Annotated in this window: 17 protein-coding genes; 2 read left to right on the forward strand and 15 right to left on the reverse strand. The window is 66.8% G+C overall.

All coding sequences use genetic code 11. The features are described 5' to 3' along the window. Positions 1-9 precede the first annotated feature (9 nt). The 6 genes from purB to B9C43_RS14870 form a co-directional block, all read right to left on the reverse strand. Entirely contained in the window at positions 10-1,452 is a 1,443-nt protein-coding gene (purB, locus tag B9C43_RS14845; protein ID WP_084426952.1) for an adenylosuccinate lyase, read from the reverse strand. Between the two features lie 5 nt (positions 1,453-1,457). Beyond that, on the reverse strand, positions 1,458-2,213 hold the full coding sequence (locus B9C43_RS14850; RefSeq protein ID WP_033382259.1) for a hypothetical protein: 756 nt from the start codon (positions 2,211-2,213) through the stop codon (positions 1,458-1,460). Further along, positions 2,210-2,749, reverse strand: coding sequence for an RNA polymerase sigma factor (locus tag B9C43_RS14855; RefSeq protein ID WP_084426956.1), 540 nt, complete (start codon positions 2,747-2,749; stop codon positions 2,210-2,212). The genes B9C43_RS14850 and B9C43_RS14855 overlap by 4 nt, the downstream gene beginning before the upstream one ends. A gap of 57 nt (positions 2,750-2,806) precedes the next feature. After that, positions 2,807-3,391, reverse strand: a complete 585-nt coding sequence (locus tag B9C43_RS14860) for a TetR/AcrR family transcriptional regulator (protein WP_084426958.1) — start codon at positions 3,389-3,391, stop codon at positions 2,807-2,809. 117 nt (positions 3,392-3,508) lie between these two features. Next, entirely contained in the window at positions 3,509-4,267 is a 759-nt protein-coding gene (locus B9C43_RS57520) for a hypothetical protein (RefSeq protein WP_084426960.1), read from the reverse strand. 14 nt (positions 4,268-4,281) lie between these two features. Next, a complete protein-coding gene (locus B9C43_RS14870) occupies positions 4,282-4,800 on the reverse strand; it encodes a SigE family RNA polymerase sigma factor (protein ID WP_033382263.1) in 519 nt (172 codons plus the stop codon). Between the two features lie 150 nt (positions 4,801-4,950). Here B9C43_RS14870 and B9C43_RS14875 point away from each other — a divergent pair, with 150 nt between their 5' ends. Both B9C43_RS14875 and B9C43_RS14880 read left to right on the forward strand, forming a co-directional pair. After that, positions 4,951-5,952 (forward strand): threonine aldolase family protein, encoded by a 1,002-nt coding sequence (locus tag B9C43_RS14875; protein WP_084428154.1) that lies wholly within the window; start codon positions 4,951-4,953, stop codon positions 5,950-5,952. A gap of 2 nt (positions 5,953-5,954) precedes the next feature. Next, positions 5,955-6,539, forward strand: a complete 585-nt coding sequence (locus B9C43_RS14880) for an HAD-IA family hydrolase (RefSeq protein WP_084426962.1) — start codon at positions 5,955-5,957, stop codon at positions 6,537-6,539. 4 nt (positions 6,540-6,543) lie between these two features. Here B9C43_RS14880 and B9C43_RS14885 read toward each other — a convergent pair whose 3' ends face one another. The 9 genes from B9C43_RS14885 to B9C43_RS14925 form a co-directional block, all read right to left on the reverse strand. Beyond that, positions 6,544-6,732 carry a hypothetical protein gene (locus tag B9C43_RS14885; RefSeq protein WP_051895212.1) on the reverse strand — a complete coding sequence of 63 codons (189 nt, stop codon included), beginning with the start codon at positions 6,730-6,732 and terminating at the stop codon, positions 6,544-6,546. An 87-nt stretch (positions 6,733-6,819) separates the two neighbouring features. Further along, positions 6,820-7,968: an aminotransferase class I/II-fold pyridoxal phosphate-dependent enzyme gene (locus B9C43_RS14890; protein WP_084426964.1), complete on the reverse strand. Its 1,149-nt coding sequence runs from the start codon at positions 7,966-7,968 to the stop codon at positions 6,820-6,822. 22 nt (positions 7,969-7,990) lie between these two features. Next, positions 7,991-9,646 carry an alpha/beta fold hydrolase gene (locus tag B9C43_RS14895; protein WP_235038613.1) on the reverse strand — a complete coding sequence of 552 codons (1,656 nt, stop codon included), beginning with the start codon at positions 9,644-9,646 and terminating at the stop codon, positions 7,991-7,993. A gap of 270 nt (positions 9,647-9,916) precedes the next feature. Next, complete coding sequence (locus tag B9C43_RS14900; protein WP_084426968.1) at positions 9,917-11,077, reverse strand: transglycosylase SLT domain-containing protein; 1,161 nt, start codon at positions 11,075-11,077, stop codon at positions 9,917-9,919. 19 nt (positions 11,078-11,096) lie between these two features. Continuing rightward, the gene (locus B9C43_RS14905) at positions 11,097-11,393 is read right to left on the reverse strand and encodes a hypothetical protein (RefSeq protein WP_033382267.1); all 297 of its coding nucleotides are present in this window, start codon (positions 11,391-11,393) and stop codon (positions 11,097-11,099) included. A gap of 71 nt (positions 11,394-11,464) precedes the next feature. After that, positions 11,465-12,223, reverse strand: coding sequence for an ESX secretion-associated protein EspG (locus tag B9C43_RS14910; protein WP_235038614.1), 759 nt, complete (start codon positions 12,221-12,223; stop codon positions 11,465-11,467). Continuing rightward, complete coding sequence (locus tag B9C43_RS14915; RefSeq protein ID WP_033382269.1) at positions 12,220-13,437, reverse strand: hypothetical protein; 1,218 nt, start codon at positions 13,435-13,437, stop codon at positions 12,220-12,222. Before B9C43_RS14915 ends, B9C43_RS14910 begins: the two co-directional genes overlap by 4 nt. 9 nt (positions 13,438-13,446) lie before the next feature. Further along, positions 13,447-14,103, reverse strand: coding sequence for a DUF3558 domain-containing protein (locus B9C43_RS14920; protein ID WP_084426970.1), 657 nt, complete (start codon positions 14,101-14,103; stop codon positions 13,447-13,449). Next, entirely contained in the window at positions 14,048-14,443 is a 396-nt protein-coding gene (locus B9C43_RS14925; protein WP_084426972.1) for a hypothetical protein, read from the reverse strand. The genes B9C43_RS14920 and B9C43_RS14925 overlap by 56 nt, the downstream gene beginning before the upstream one ends. Positions 14,444-14,524 lie beyond the last annotated feature (81 nt).

Genomic DNA, 14,524 nt, shown 5'->3' on the forward strand with positions numbered 1-14,524 from the left:
CCTAACGTGTCAGAGAATGGGCGCAGGCGCGTAACCAGCGGCTTCCGGGTAGTCCTCGAGCACTTCTGAGACACGCTTCACAACCGCGCGGACCTGGTTGTCGGCAACGCCGGTGAACGACAGGCGGTCGGCCAGCAGTGCGTCGAGCTGTGCGCGGTCGAGTGGGATCCGGTCGTCGGCGGCCAGCCGGTCGAGCAGGTCGTTCTCGGCCTGGCCCTGCTCACGCATGGCGAGCGCGACCGCGACGGCGTTCTCCTTGATCGCCTCGTGCGCGGTCTCCCGGCCGACGCCCGCCTGCACCGAGGCCATCAGAACCTTTGTCGTGGCAAGGAAAGGCAAGTACCGGTCGAGTTCACGGGCGATCACCGCCGGGTACGCGCCGAACTCGTCAAGCACCGTCAGGAACGTCTGGATCAGGCCGTCCAGGGCGAAGAACGCGTCCGGCAGGGCAACGCGGCGCACGACGGAACACGAGACGTCGCCTTCGTTCCACTGGTCGCCGGACAGCTCGCCGACCATGGAGAGGTAGCCGCGCAGGATCACAGCGAAGCCGTTGACCCGCTCGCAGGAACGCGTGTTCATCTTGTGCGGCATGGCCGACGAGCCGACCTGGCCGGGTTTGAAGCCCTCGGTGACCAGCTCGTGCCCGGCCATCAACCGGATCGTCTTGGCCACACTGCCCGGCGCGGCGGCCAGCTGCACCAAAGTGGACACGACGTCGAAGTCGAGCGAGCGCGGGTAGACCTGCCCGACGCTGGTGAAAACCCGCTCGAAACCCAAGTGCGCGGCGACCTTCCGCTCCAGCTCGTCCAAAGTGGACTCGTTGCCGCCCAACAGGTCCAGCATGTCCTGCGCGGTGCCGACCGGGCCCTTGACGCCCCGCAACGGATAGCGGCCGATCAGGTTGTCCAACCGCTCGAACGCCACCAGCAACTCGTCGGCCGCGGTGGCGAACCTCTTGCCCAGCGTGGTCGCCTGCGCCGCGACGTTGTGCGAGCGTCCCGCCATCACCAAGTCAGTGTGCTCGGTCGCGAGCCGCGCCAGCCGCGAGAGCACGGCCAACGTCCTTGCCGCGATCAGTTCAAGCGAGCGCTTGATCTGCAGTTGCTCGACGTTCTCGGTCAGATCGCGCGAGGTCATGCCCTTGTGCACGTGCTCGTGCCCGGCGAGCGCGTTGAACTCCTCGATCCGTGCCTTCACGTCGTGCCGCGTGACCCGCTCGCGCTCGGCGATCGACGCCAGGTCGACCTGGTCGATCACCCGCTCGTAGTCCGCGACCACGCCGTCCGGCACCTGCACGCCCAGCTCAGCCTGTGCTTTGAGGACCGCGAGCCACAGCTCACGCTCAAGGACGACCTTGTGCTCGGGCGACCACAGCTGGGCCAGCTCGACCGAGGCGTAACGGTTGGCGAGGACGTTCGGGATACGCGGCTTCACGGTGACAAAGGGTATGCCACCTACAGGTGCAGAGCGGGATCAGTGGCCAGGCGCACCAGCTGCTCGTCGGTCAGCGCGACCGCCGGCTGGTAGTTGCCGCTCGGACCGTTGACCGGGTCGTAGTTGTAGGTCGAGACCCGGGTGGCCGAGCCGTCCTTGCGGTAGTGAATGGCCGAGGTGATCTTCATCTGGGGATCGTTGCCGGTCGGCCCGGTCTCGGACCGGATCACCACTTTGCTGCCGTCCTGCTGCGGCAGTTCCCGGCAGCTTGGGCATGGCTCCACCTGCGGTTCGGCGTTGACCTGCACCGCGATGGCGGTCTGCACGTCACCGAGCTTGAACAGCACGGTGCCTTCCAGGTAGGTCTGGCCGTCCCAGAAGTGTCCTTCCGCCTCACCGCCGAACGGCCGGGGAGTGATGTCCTTGGCGGCCGGGACCACCAGCGGGAGCTGGGCTCGCAGATGCGCTCCGAGCTCTTCGCCGCGCTGCCTGAGCTGCGTGACCGTCAGGCTGGCCTTCGGCGGAGTGGTGGTTGTCATGGCCGTCGGGGGCGCGGCTTGGGGTAGCTCCTGCGGTGCACCACCGATGCCCAGGACAACAGGCACCGTGACAGCGGCGACAGCGACCGCGGCCGTACTCACGCCAACCGCGATGAGGGCACGGCGACGTCGCACGATCCGTTCGGCCGTGTCAACGAGTTCATCGAGGTCAAAGGTCATCGGGGGCTCATCGGCGACAGCCAGCTTCAAGCCGTCACGCAATTCCTGCTCACTCAAGACACGACCCTCCTAGCCGGCCTGCCCGCCGTCAGGTTCTCCACCACTTCCCGCAGGGTCGCCAGGCCACGAGCGGTCTGGCTTTTCACGGTGCCTTCCGAACACCCGAGCACCACGGCCGTCTCCGCGACCGACAAGTCATCGAAGTAACGCAGGACCAGCGCGGCCCGCTGCCGTGGCGGCAGCTCCAACAACCCACGGTGCGTCATGTCCTTGGCCCACGAACGGTTCTGGTTGGCCTCGGGATCCGCATGGATGTCAGCGACGTCCGGCACCCTGTCGACGCGTAGTTCGCTACGTCGCCACGGCTTGCGCTTCTCGTCCAGCCAGGTGTTCAACAGCACGCGGCGGGAGTAGTTCTGCAGACTGTCCTGCTTCTGCACCTTGGCCCACGCCCGGTAGATCTTGATCAGCGTGTTCTGCGTGAGGTCCTCAGCCAGATGCCAGTCCCCGCAGAACAAGTAGGCACAGCGCCGCAGCCCCGCGGCGTGTTTGCCGGCGAAGGCGCGAAAGCTCTCCTCGTCGGGTTTGCGCACTGTGGCTCCCTTCGCATTCCCGACCTACCTCACGCGCGGCCGGCTACGAAGGTTGCATCACTCGGCGAGGGCCGCCCGCAGGATCTGCCGGGCGCGGGCCCGCGGGTCGGCGTGGATCTCGATGATCGCGTTCAGCACGGCGCCGTCGACCAGGGCGATCACCTGCTCGATCCGAGCCGTGTCGACCGGCATCCCGCACTTGGTGAAGATCGCGGACAGCAATTCCCGCAGCTTGACGGCATCACTGCCCATCACCGGCTTCAAATACGGCCTGCGCCCAGTCGCCACCAGCCGCTCGTAACGCAACAGCACAGCCTCAGCGTCGCCGGACTCCGGCTCGTCACCCAGCAACTGGTCGAGAACAAGCTCGACCAGGGCATCGAAGCCCGCGTTCGGCGGTGTCTGTTCCAGCTGGGCCCAGCCGCGGGCGAACTCGACCTCACCCCGGTGCATCACGGCCGCGGTGATCAACTCGTCCAGCGAGTCGAAGTAATACGTGGTCGACGCCAACGGCAGCCCGGCCCGCTCGGCAACGGCACGGTGGCGAATGGCATCGAACCCGCCCTCGGCAAGCAGCTGCGCCGCCGCCTCGACAAGGGCATGGCGCCTGCGTTCACCTTTGGGCGTACTCGCGGCAGTCATGGTCAGCCAAGCGTAGTGGCGACATCCGCCACCGTCCTCATCCAGCCCCCGCCGCTCCGGCTGGGCAGGTTTGTGCTGGTCGGGCCGGAATTCCGGGACCGTTCGTGCGGTTCTGGGCTAGTACCGCGGTGCGATGGCGGCGGCGATGCGGGGCAGGTCGTCGATGAACGGCGCTTCCGCTGGCTGAACCGTGGGGTCCGGCTGGCTGACGATGTGCAGTGTGCCGCCGCTTCGGGCTGGGCTTTCGGCGTTCGCGTGGCCGTAGACCTCGCTGCCGAGGGGGGCGATGCTCGTGGCGCCAGGTGGCGCCAAGACGATCGAGATCGTGCCGACTCTGGTGCCTTCGGTGACCTTGTACGCCCAGCCCCGGGAACCCGGCGGGCAGCCGAACGGCACCGCGACGTCGGATTTGGTGGGGGCGGCCAGGAGCTCGCCCGCGAGGGCAGCAGCGAGCCCCTGGTCCGCCTGGCACCCACTCGGGGTGCTGCCGGCTGCGCCGGCATTACCGGTCGGAGGATCTCCCTGCTTAGACCCTTTTGACCGGTTGTCCTGCTGGGATTCGGGCGCTTCCTGCAAAACGGTCGCGCCGTCTCCCTCTCTGCGTTCCTCCATACTGCCACCGTTTTGGGGTCCACCGCCTGTGGCAACGGGGGCATTCGCCGCTGTTGTGTCCGAGATTCCACCCGAAAGGGCGACGGTGGTTACAGCTCCGCCCGCTACCAGCACAAATGCCAGGGCCGACGCTGCCACGACAGTGTTACGCCGCTTCACGGTCGCTCGGTGTGATGCCTGCCGGACCTCGCCCGTGCCGAAGGTGGCGGGTGGGACGTCCCGCACCGCGTCGTTGAACAGCTCACTCAGCTTCTTCTCGTCCACCTACATCCACCTCCTCACGATGCCGGTCGCAGGTCGTCCAGCGAGTCACCCAGTGCCTCGCGCAGGGCGGCGAGCCCGCGCGCGGTCTGGCTCTTCACTGTGCCCTCGGAGCACTTGAGCGTCTCGGCGGTCGCCGCGACGTCCAGGCCCTCCAAGAACCTCAGGACAAGCACCGCACGTTGCCGTGGCGGCACCTGTTTCAGCCCGTCGAGCAGAGCCGACCTGGTCGCGACCGTGTCACCGACCTCGCCGTCGGTCGGCGTCGGCTCAGGCAGCTGTTCGACGAACCGCTCCCGCCGCCATGGCCGTCGCGACTCGTCGATCATCGCGCGCACCACCGTCCGGCGGACGTAGGCGTCCAATGCGCCACGGTCACGCACTTTGCGCCACCGCCGGTGCAACGCGACGAACGCGGTCTGAGCCAGGTCGTCCGCACGGTGCCAGTCTCCGCACAGCAGATACGCGGTTCGACGCACGGCGTCTCGCCGAGCCTCGAAGTACTCCGCGAACTCCTGCTCGTCGCGCTGATCCACGCGGACTCTCTCCGCTCGTCGTCTTCCGGCTAAAGGACGGACCGGGCCGCCTACACGGTTGCATGGTCCGTGGATGAGTTCTACGCCACACCCCGGATCGGGTTGCCTCCGGGGCCGCAAGATTGGTGGGATCAATTCGTGTCAGCATCGATGATCGACCTCCGCTCGGACACTGTCACCAAACCGGACGATCGGATGCGAGCCGCGATGGCCGCCGCCGAGGTCGGTGACGACGTTCTCGACCACGACCCGACGATGGCCAAGCTGGAGGAGACCGTCGCCGAGTTGCTCGGGGTCGAGGCGGCGCTGTGGGTGCCGAGTGGCTCGATGGGCAACGTGATCGCGCTGATGCTGCACGTCAAGCGCGGTGACCGGTTTCTCGCCCCGGCCGCGTCACACGTCATCTCCAGTGAACTGGGCGCCGGGGCCTGGCTGGCAGAGGGCATGCCCGACCCGTTGCCGTGGGACGGCGGCCCTGGACGCCCCACGCCCGAGACGTTGCGCAGCGCGATCGGCGGGCCGCAGCCGTACTTCAATCTGAAGACGACCTTGCTGTGCCTGGAGAACACGCACAACGCGGCAGGCGGGACCGTGACTCCGCCGGATGAGTACGCGCGTCTGGTCGCCGTTGCCAAAGAGGCAGGCCTCACCGTCCACTTGGATGGTGCTCGGATTTGGAACGCGTCCGTCGCGCTAGGCATTCCACCGGCCGCGTTGACTGTCGGCGCGGACACTGTGCAGGTCTGCCTCAGCAAGGGCCTGGGTGCTCCGGTCGGTTCGATGGTCGCCGGATCTGCCGCGTTCGTCACGGAAGCCCGCCGGGTTCGCAAGATGCTGGGTGGTGGCGTGCGTCAGGGCGGTGTGCTGGCCGCGGCCGGGCTGGTCGCGCTGGAGAACATCGATTCGCTGGCCCAGGACCACGCCAACGCCCGTGCGCTCGCCGCCGGCCTCACCGAGCTCGGCTGGGATGCCGCCGAGCCGCAGACCAACATCGTGGTGGCAGGCGTGCCGGATGTGGATCTCGCGCTGGCCCAGCTCAGGCAGGCCGGTGTGCTTGGCTATCCGCTGCCCGGTCACGTCCGGTTCGTGGCACACCGGGACGTTTCCGCTGACGACATCACCGAAGTGTTGCGCCGACTGGAAAAGGAGTGAATGTGCGCTGGATCGTGTTCGACTACGGCGAGGTCATCAGCAAGCGGACCGCAGCGTTGGCTGAGCTCGCCGAGATACTGGGGGCGGACCCGACGGCGTTCGAAACCACGTACTGGGCACACCGCGAGGCATACGACCGCGGCATGCCGGACATCGACTACTGGTCGGCGGTCGCCGGAAAGGCTTTGGACGAACCGACTTCGGCGCAGCTGACGAAGATCGACACCACCGGCTGGCTGACCGTCGAGCAGTCCACTTTGGACCTGATCGCGGACATCAAGGCCGCGGGGCACGGGCTGGCGCTGCTGTCCAACGCGCCGTCGGCGTTCGGCAGGCTGGTCGAGGTCGAAGCGTGGAGCACGCAGTTCGCGCACCTGATCTTCTCCGGTGACTTGAAGATCGCCAAGCCGGACCCGGAGATGTGGGCGACGTTGCTCGAGCGCCTCGGTGCGCAGCCGCAGGACTGCGTTTTCTTCGACGACCGTCAGGTCAACATCGACGGCGCGGCGGCGGCCGGGATCGACGCCCAGCTATGGGTTTCGGCGGCCAAGGCACGCGAGTACCTGGCCGCCGTCGAAGTCTTGTAGCCGGTTATGAACGGATCTGGGAGCGCTTGATCGCACCGTAGGCAAGTGCTCCCACGGTCGCCACCGCGGCAATGATCAGCACCCACTTGAAGGCCGACAGGATCCAGCCAAGGACCATGAACGCCAGCCAGATCAGGACGATCGCGCCGATGATCTTCACCAACATGTCGAGCCTCCGCCGTTTCGGGGTCATGAAGTGAACGATCCGCGCTCACCCGTGGTTCCCAGTCAACCAGCGATCGCCCGCCCCGCCCATCGGGAATCACCCCGATATCCCAGTTCAGGGGTTCACCCACCCGCCTAGCCTGCGCAGCGCCTCCTCGATCTCGTGGTGCGCGCCCGCGAAGCTGAGCCGGATGAACTTCGAGCCGTGCTCGGGGTCGAAGTCGATGCCCGGCACGATCGCCAGGCCGGTGTCCGCCAGCAACCGCTGGCACCAGCTCATCGCGTCGTGCGTGAGGTGCTCGATGTCGGCGTAGACGTAGAACGCGCCGTCGGCAGGCGCCAAGCGGTCGATCTTGAGCCGTTTCAGGCCGTCGAGCAAAGTGTCCCGGTTCATCCGGTATTTCCGTACGTGCCCATCCAGCTCCTGGTACGACTCGTCGGTGAACGCGGCCACGGCGGCGTGCTGGGCGATCGCGGGCGCGCAGATGTTGAAGTTGCCGATCAGGCACTCCACCGCCCGGTGCAACCGCTGCGGCACGAGCAACCAGCCCAGCCGCCACCCGGTCATCGCGAAGTACTTGGAGAACGAGTTCACCACCACCGCTTCCCGGCTGTACTGCCAGGCTGACGCGGGCTTCAGGCCGTAGTCGATGCCGTGGTAGATCTCGTCGCTGATCAGCTGCACGCCCCGTTCGGCGCACCACCCGGCGATCGCGGCGAGCTCGGGCCCGGCGACGATCGTCCCGGTCGGGTTCGCCGGGCTGGCGATCACCACGCCCTTGAGCGGCCCGAGATCGTCCAGTAGCTCGACGGTCGGCTGGAAGGTGTCGATTTCGACGACCTCACACCCCAGCGCCTTCAAGATGTTGCGGTACGCCGGATAACCCGGCCTCGCCAGCGCGACCCGGTCGCCGGCGTCGAACGCGGACAGGAACGACAGCAGGAACCCGCCCGACGATCCGGTCGTGACGACCACGTCCTGCGGTGAGACCTCAAGCGAGTACATCCGGTCGTAGTGCGCGGCGATGGCTTCCCTGAGCTCCGGAATGCCCAGTTGCTCGGTGTAGCCGAGTTTGTTGCCGTGCAAGGCTTTCTCGGCGGCTTCGAGCACCGGCGCGGCCGCCGAGGCGGACGGCTGCCCGGCCGCCAACGACACCACGTCGCCTTTGGCGCGTTGGCGGGCGTTGGCGGCCTCGAGCACGTCCATGACGTAGAACGGCGGTACAAGGGCACGAGCGGCGACCGTCAGCGGGCTGTGGACCATGCCGCCAGACTAATGTCGTGCCCTAAATGATGTGGTTGGTGCGCTTCTTCTCAGCGATGAACCGCTCGACGGTTGCCGTGAGGTTCGTGGACGCTGCCGGCCGCTGGGCATCCGTTCCCGCGTTGTCGGCGGGAACGTCCGGGCGTGGTTCACCCGGGCAGGTCGTGCGGGTACCGGGCAGCACACCGCCGACCAGGTACTGGTCGACGATCTGGGAAACGCAGTCGTTGGCGCCGTACAGACCGTGCGAGCCCTCATCGACAACGGAGATCAGCTGATCGTTCAACTTGGCGGCCATCGCCGGGCCCCCGTCGTACTGGGTCTGCGGGTCGCTGTCGGCCTGGATCACCAAGCCGGTCTGGTAGCCGGCCCGCTTGAGGTCAGTGATCTGGTCGGTCGGGGTGAAGCTGCGGAAGGTGCACGTGGTCGGGGCCGCGCGCAGGACACCCAAGCCAAACGGGTACTTGTCCCGGAACACCTTCATGTCGTTGTAGTAGAGCGACAGGTCACGTGGCCAGTCGGCCTCGCAGGTGACGGTGTCGAACACGCCGCTGCGGGTCTGCGCGATGGCGAACTCCCGCAACAGCATCGCCGCCTTGACCGTGTCAGCGACCTTGGCGGAGCCAGCGGCGAGCGTTCCGTCGGACGTGGCCTTGATCTCCTTGATCACTTGGCCAAGGTCGGCCCAGATCGCACGCCAGCGGGCGTAGTTGCCGACGATGATGTCGTAGGCGTTCCGGTCCACCTCGCCCTCGACTTGCGGGTGGGTGACCGGTTTGGTGGCCAGCTTCGCGGCGAGTGCCTCGGTGGTCGCGAAGACCTCGGCCTGGGACTTGCCCAGCCCGTACACGGAGTCGCGTTCACCCAGCCACTTGTAGAACTCGTCGACGTTGGCGCGGATCGCCATCGACTGCTGCCTGAACTGCTCGCGCCAGAGCCACTCGGGGTGCACCGACGAGTCGAGCACGTTGCGGTTCAGGCTGGCGGGGAACAACGAGCCGAACACCGCGCCGAGGTACGTCCCGTAGGAGTACCCCAGATAGTTGATCTTCTTCTCGTCCAGCACACCACGGATGACATCCATGTCCCGCGCGGTGTTCGGAGTGTTGACATAGGGCCTGAGTCCACCCGCGGCCCGCTCGCAGTCCGCCTCGTCGCTGCGGGCCTGCGCGGTCCACTGAGCGAGCTCGCCGTCGGTCGGCCGAGTGGACATGTTGAGCACTTCGGGGCTGACTTCGCACCGCAGCGGCGTGGACCGGCCGACTCCGCGTGGGTCGAACCCGATCAGGTCGTAGACCTGCGCGATCGGCCGGTCGGGGAACGCAAGCGGCAGCCCGAGGCCGGACGCACCAGGTCCGCCCGGGTTGACCAGCAGCACACCCTGGCGCTTGGCCGGATCCTTCGCGGGCATTTTGCTGATCGTCACGGAAATGCGCTCGCCGCCGGGCTGCCGATAGTTCAACGGCACGACCAGAGTCGCGCACTGCAAGGCCGCGAGTTGCCCTTCATCGGCACACGGCGCCCATTGCGGTTTCTGGCTGTAGAACTCCTCCAGCCCGGCAGGAACCCCACCGGGTTGAGCCGCCGTCGCCGCCGGCGTCATCCCGGCGAGCGCGGCAGCGATCGCGATCACGGTCATCCCGGTGCGGGCCAACCGTTTTCTTGTTCGCACAGTCATCGGCTCCCTCTCGTCCACGTGCCAAACCAACGCGGCCGAACCTAGGAGCCGAAAAATGCCGGCACATCAGACTTTCGGGGGGTGCCGTTCACCGCACCAGGCGCCAGATCTGAGTGAAAGCCCTTCAATTCAAGGGTTTTCGCACGTGGACGGCGAAAAAGCCCACGTCGATTCACAATCAATGGACACTTCGCGGCGTCATGGCAAGTTTATGACACCGCAACACTTTCCCGTCACCGCACTGTCGCAAGTGGACAGTGCGGTGATTGATCAATAGCCGCGGTAGGCGCCGCCGCTGGCCATTGCCTTGATACCGGGAACGTTGTCCAGTGATCCGTAGCGGGAGATCGCGTAGTTCACGCCCGCGCAGATGTTGTCGACCGGGTTCCAGATGTCGTTGTGGCCCGGCAGTTTGTAGCTGTTGAAGGTCGGGTCGATGCACTGCATCAGCCCTTTGGACGGCGTTCCCTTGGCAGCGTTGGAATCCCAGTTGTTGATGGCGTTGGGATTTCCGCTCGACTCGTGCTGGATGATCGCCCAGATCTTCGGGATGTCCGCCTCGCTGACGTTGACTCCGTTGGCACGCAGTACTTCCAGTGCCTGTTTGATCCAGTCCTGGACGTTGCCTGGTGGCGGGCCTGCGGGCGGGCCACCGCTCGAGCCCATGCCGCCACCGCCACCTCCGCCGCCACCAAAGCCTCCTCCGCCACCGCCACTGCCACTGCCGCCGCCGGATCCGCCGCCGCTGGTGTTGCTCACCGGCTGAGGGGTTGGTTTGGTTTCCGCGTCGGCTGGTTTCGTGCCCTGGTCCTTGGCCGCTTCCTCGGGCTTCCAGTCGATTGTCTTGCCGGGGCCCGGGACGTACGGCTGGCTGCCGGGCTCGGGGATGTCGGAGAAGCGGGCGCCTGGGTTCGCGGCGGCTTGGATCTCGCCGGCCGCGGCCTTCAGCTGCGCGTCGGTTTCCTTGAGCTTGTTCTCGATGTCCGTCGCCGCCGCCGCGGTCAGCGGCCTGATCGCGGCGTCGATCTCGGCCTGGTCGGCGTCGGGACTCTGCTGCGCGAACCGTTTGATCTCGGCGAGCACCTGCTCGCACCGGTTGGCCACGAAATGCTTGGCGTCGTCGATCGCCTGCGCCACTTTGCCCAGTGCGGCACCGGCTTTGCCGAGTGCTTCACCGCTCGCCGTGCCCGCTTTGGCGAATCGGTCCATATAGGCCACGAACTGGTCGGCTGACGCTCCCTGCCACGCCGAGTCGAGCGATTTGACCGAATTGGCGACACCTGTGCCGTGTTCGCCGACATTCGTACCCGCTTGTGTCAGTCGCTTGGCTGCGGCGGTGATCGCGCCGCTGTTGGCTTTCTCGACTTTGCGTGCGGCCGCGAGAACGGCATCGCCGCCCGGGTAATTCGCCACCGCCTCCGCTGCACTCACGGCTCAGGCCCTCCCCAGATCAAACCGAATACGTCTTCGCGGTGTGCTGTTCGACGTTCTGCACGCTCTGGACCACCGCGTCCAACGCTCGCGCGACCCCGTCGAGCAACTGCTCGGCCTTCTCGAACTCGCCGAGCATCAGCTTGTTCACCGCGTCGACCGCACTGGACACCGCGCCGGAACTGGGCAGCTCGCCGTACGCTCCCGGATCACTCGACACACCTGAGAAGGAGTCCGCGATCTGACCGAACTTCGGCTTGAAGTTCTGCACGGTCGTCATGCAGTTGTTGATCGCCTCAAGGTTGTAGTCGGCCACGTCCCCACCCTTCGCCCCACACATGTGACGCCGGAGCACCCCTGCTCGGTTCCGCCAACGATAGAGCGAATTCAGATCTCTTCGAGCAATTCCCACACAAACGTGGCAAGCCGATGGTTGTCCGCGGGCGAGACGGTGAGCCATGTGCGCCCGTCCGGGCTGGGCTTCACCAAGTCGAGGTAACGGCCTTGCGGAGTGTCATGAAATGCGACAACCCGTTCAGCGCGGACAATTCGCTGATCCCGGTGCCGTCGTTCGGCACCGAACTGCCCCCGCGTGGAGATTCCGGCGAGCATTGACGTCAACGTCTGCGCCTCGGCCAACGGGATCCCTTTGGCTTCGAGGTTGGTGATGAACTTCCGGGTGTCGCCCCGTGACTCCTCGTCCGCGGTGGCCACGAGGTCGTTGGGCAGGCTCACCGAACGGCCGGTGCCCGCGATCACCTCCCCGGCCACCGACACCGCCGACTCGGCCAGCGCGCTGTCCCTTGCCGGGATCAGCCAGACCTTGCCTTCGTCGACCACAGCCAGCTGAGCCTCCCGGCCCGCCTGCGCCGCAAACGCTTTCACCTCGCGTCCGGCCCACACCCACACGTCGAAGCTGACGTGCGGGTGCGCCAGGATCTCAAGCCTGTCCACCAGTTCGGGCACGGCCCGGCCGGACTGGGCCAAGCCGCGCGCCTCGAGCGCCTTCCAGGTCTTGCGGACCAGCTCGGCCCGCTCGGTGTGGGTCTTGCCGGGACTGGGCACGTCGAACGCGACATGCCGCTCGGGCAGCCGCTCGCTCTCCCAGATGACGTCGAACTCCAGCGCGGAGAGAACCAGGCTCACTCGTCGTCGTCTTCGCCCAGGACCGACGGCATGACCATGCGGCCGTCGGCGAACACGTCCTCGGCTTCGATGCCGTACTTGCGCACGTGCTCCTCGTCCTCTTCGCTCTGGGCGGTACCCGCGGCCGGCTGCATCATCGATGCGCCTGGCTTGCTCGTCGACCCCACGCGCTCGGCTGCCCGCGCGGCGGCCTCGCCCGGCGGCGCAGCACCCAGCGCGGACGCGCCCCGCGAACCACCCGGCGGCAACGCCGCACCAGGCCGTCCGCCGCGAGCCAAACGGTCCTTGTCAGCGGCCGCGCCCACAGCCGCACCACCACCCGCGCCACCGGCCATGCCAGCGACCGCCGCGGTCATGCCCTCGTAGTACGGACGCATCGGCGGAGTCGGCGGCGTTCCAGGCGGGAACTGGCCACCGCCACCGAGCCCGGGCACCGGGCCGATACCGACGGTCTTGCCCGGCTGCCCCGGCACGCCCGGGTTCGGCCCAGGCTGGCCACCGCCGCCGATGGGGTTGTTCGGCGAGGCGTCGAAGGATCCGACCGGCACGCCAGGACCGCCACCCGGCCCGCCGGTGATCGAAGACCCGCCGGTCGCGAAGGCCGAACGGCCGCCGCCGGCGCTGGAGATGCTGGTCCCGACACCAGGCCTCGGCGGCGGTGCGGCGTCCAGGCTCATGTTGGGCGGAACCGGCAAGGACTGGTACCCGGAAAGGTTGTTCCGGCTGGCGTTGGCGTAGTTGTTCATGGTGTCGACGGCCTGGGCCCGCGCCGCCTGCGTGCGCTGGACTTCCTTGGAGTGGTCCGTGGTGTGCAGCAGCAGCTTGTCGGCGAGGTTGTAGTCCTTGGCGCCACGCAGCGCGCTCGACTCGGGCGCGCAGTTGCGAGTGCGTGAGTAGTCGTCGCCCTGGTTGCAGACGGCGCCTGCGGAGCTGGTGATGGTGCCGGTGGCCGCGCCGCCGTACTGGGCGGAGTCGGTCATCACGACCTGGGCGTCCTCACTGGACGCACCGGTCCACTCGACCCCGATCTTGGCCAGCTCGGCGCGGAGGGTGTCGTCGGTCTGCTTGAGGCTGTTGGCGATCGCCGTAAGCGCGTCCACCGCGCGGTTCATGCTCTCCGAACCACGACCCTGCCGGATCTGGTCGACCATGCTGGCGAGTTCCTCGTTGCTGTAACCGGCGAATCGGTAGTCACCGATATCAGGTCCGGACATGAGAATTCCTCACTTCAGGGTCTTGAGGGTTTGCATGGCAAGCGTCGCGGCCTCTTCGCTCTTCTGACACATCTGGTCCTGGGTGAAAACACCTCTGCTGGTCGGCCGGAACTTCACCATCAATTGCTGCTTGTCGGCGACCCCGACAGAGGTGTCGCAAGTGAAGGTGGTGGTGCCGCGGAGTTTGTAGCTCGCTGCAGGGAATCCATCGACGGAAACCAGCTTCGCGTCGACATTCCGCTTGCCGGTCAGCCACAGGTCGATGCCCTCGGTGGTGATCAGCCAGATCTCGTAGTCGAAGAAGACTTGCCCGTCCGCCCCACCCATCGCGCAGACCTGGGAGTTTTTGAAGGTCTCCTCGGACTGCACGTCGTTCTTCTGCCGGGAGACCTTGATCTGCTCGAGTTGAGCCTTGCTGAGCAGCTTGCACGGATCCACGCCATCGAGGCTGATGTCCCGGGGGCGCGGCGGAATAGCCACCGTTGGGGGTGCGCCGCCGCCGGGTGCCGTGCCAGCTGGCGGGGTCTGAGCAGGCGGAACCGCCTGACCGGGCGCCGTCTCGGTGCACCCGGCCAGCGCGAGGCCAACGACCGCGGCCAGCAGCGCGAACCTAATCAACGACAACCCCGCCGAAGCTGGCCTCGATGTCCTGTTCGCTGAAGCCATAGGTCTTGGCACTTTCCTTCAGCTGGACGATCAGTTTCAGCAGGCTTTCCTGATAGGCCTGAATGCGGGCCAGGTAGGAGTCGTCGGCACCGGCCAGCCGGTGATTCCAGGCCTCCGCGGCGTCGCGGCTGACCGGGTCGTCGGCGGACGCTTCGACGAACAAGGCCGGTCCGTGCTCCCGGATGCTGCCGTTGAGCGCGTCGATCTGGGTTTGGATGATCTTCGCCGCGGCCAGCACGTTGTCGTGGTTGACCTTCATCGTCGCCGTGCTGGTCGGCGCGGCTTCCGGAACCGCGGCAAGGACATCTGCCCATGACAATGAGCCGGTCGTCTCGTTCATCCCGTACCCCCGTACGTTCCGTAGTCGTCCGGTCTCGCTTCGTACGCTACCAACGCTGGTAGACCGCTACCTGAAGTTTGA

The sequence above is a fragment of the Kibdelosporangium aridum genome, from assembly GCF_900176515.1.
Taxonomy (GTDB): domain Bacteria; phylum Actinomycetota; class Actinomycetes; order Mycobacteriales; family Pseudonocardiaceae; genus Kibdelosporangium; species Kibdelosporangium aridum.

Bases quoted from the DNA above. Each gene is read 5' to 3' on its own strand.
- B9C43_RS14860 (WP_084426958.1), bottom strand. From the start codon at position 3,391: ATGACTGCCGCGAGTACGCCCAAAGGTGAACGCAGGCGCCATGCCCTT.
- B9C43_RS14875 (WP_084428154.1), top strand. From the start codon at position 4,951: ATGATCGACCTCCGCTCGGACACTGTCACCAAACCGGACGATCGGATG.
- B9C43_RS14885 (WP_051895212.1), bottom strand. From the start codon at position 6,732: ATGACCCCGAAACGGCGGAGGCTCGACATGTTGGTGAAGATCATCGGC.
- B9C43_RS14890 (WP_084426964.1), bottom strand. From the start codon at position 7,968: ATGGTCCACAGCCCGCTGACGGTCGCCGCTCGTGCCCTTGTACCGCCG.
- B9C43_RS14895 (WP_235038613.1), bottom strand. From the start codon at position 9,646: ATGACTGTGCGAACAAGAAAACGGTTGGCCCGCACCGGGATGACCGTG.
- B9C43_RS14915 (WP_033382269.1), bottom strand. From the start codon at position 13,437: ATGTCCGGACCTGATATCGGTGACTACCGATTCGCCGGTTACAGCAAC.
- B9C43_RS14920 (WP_084426970.1), bottom strand. From the start codon at position 14,103: ATGGCTTCAGCGAACAGGACATCGAGGCCAGCTTCGGCGGGGTTGTCG.
- B9C43_RS14925 (WP_084426972.1), bottom strand. From the start codon at position 14,443: ATGAACGAGACGACCGGCTCATTGTCATGGGCAGATGTCCTTGCCGCG.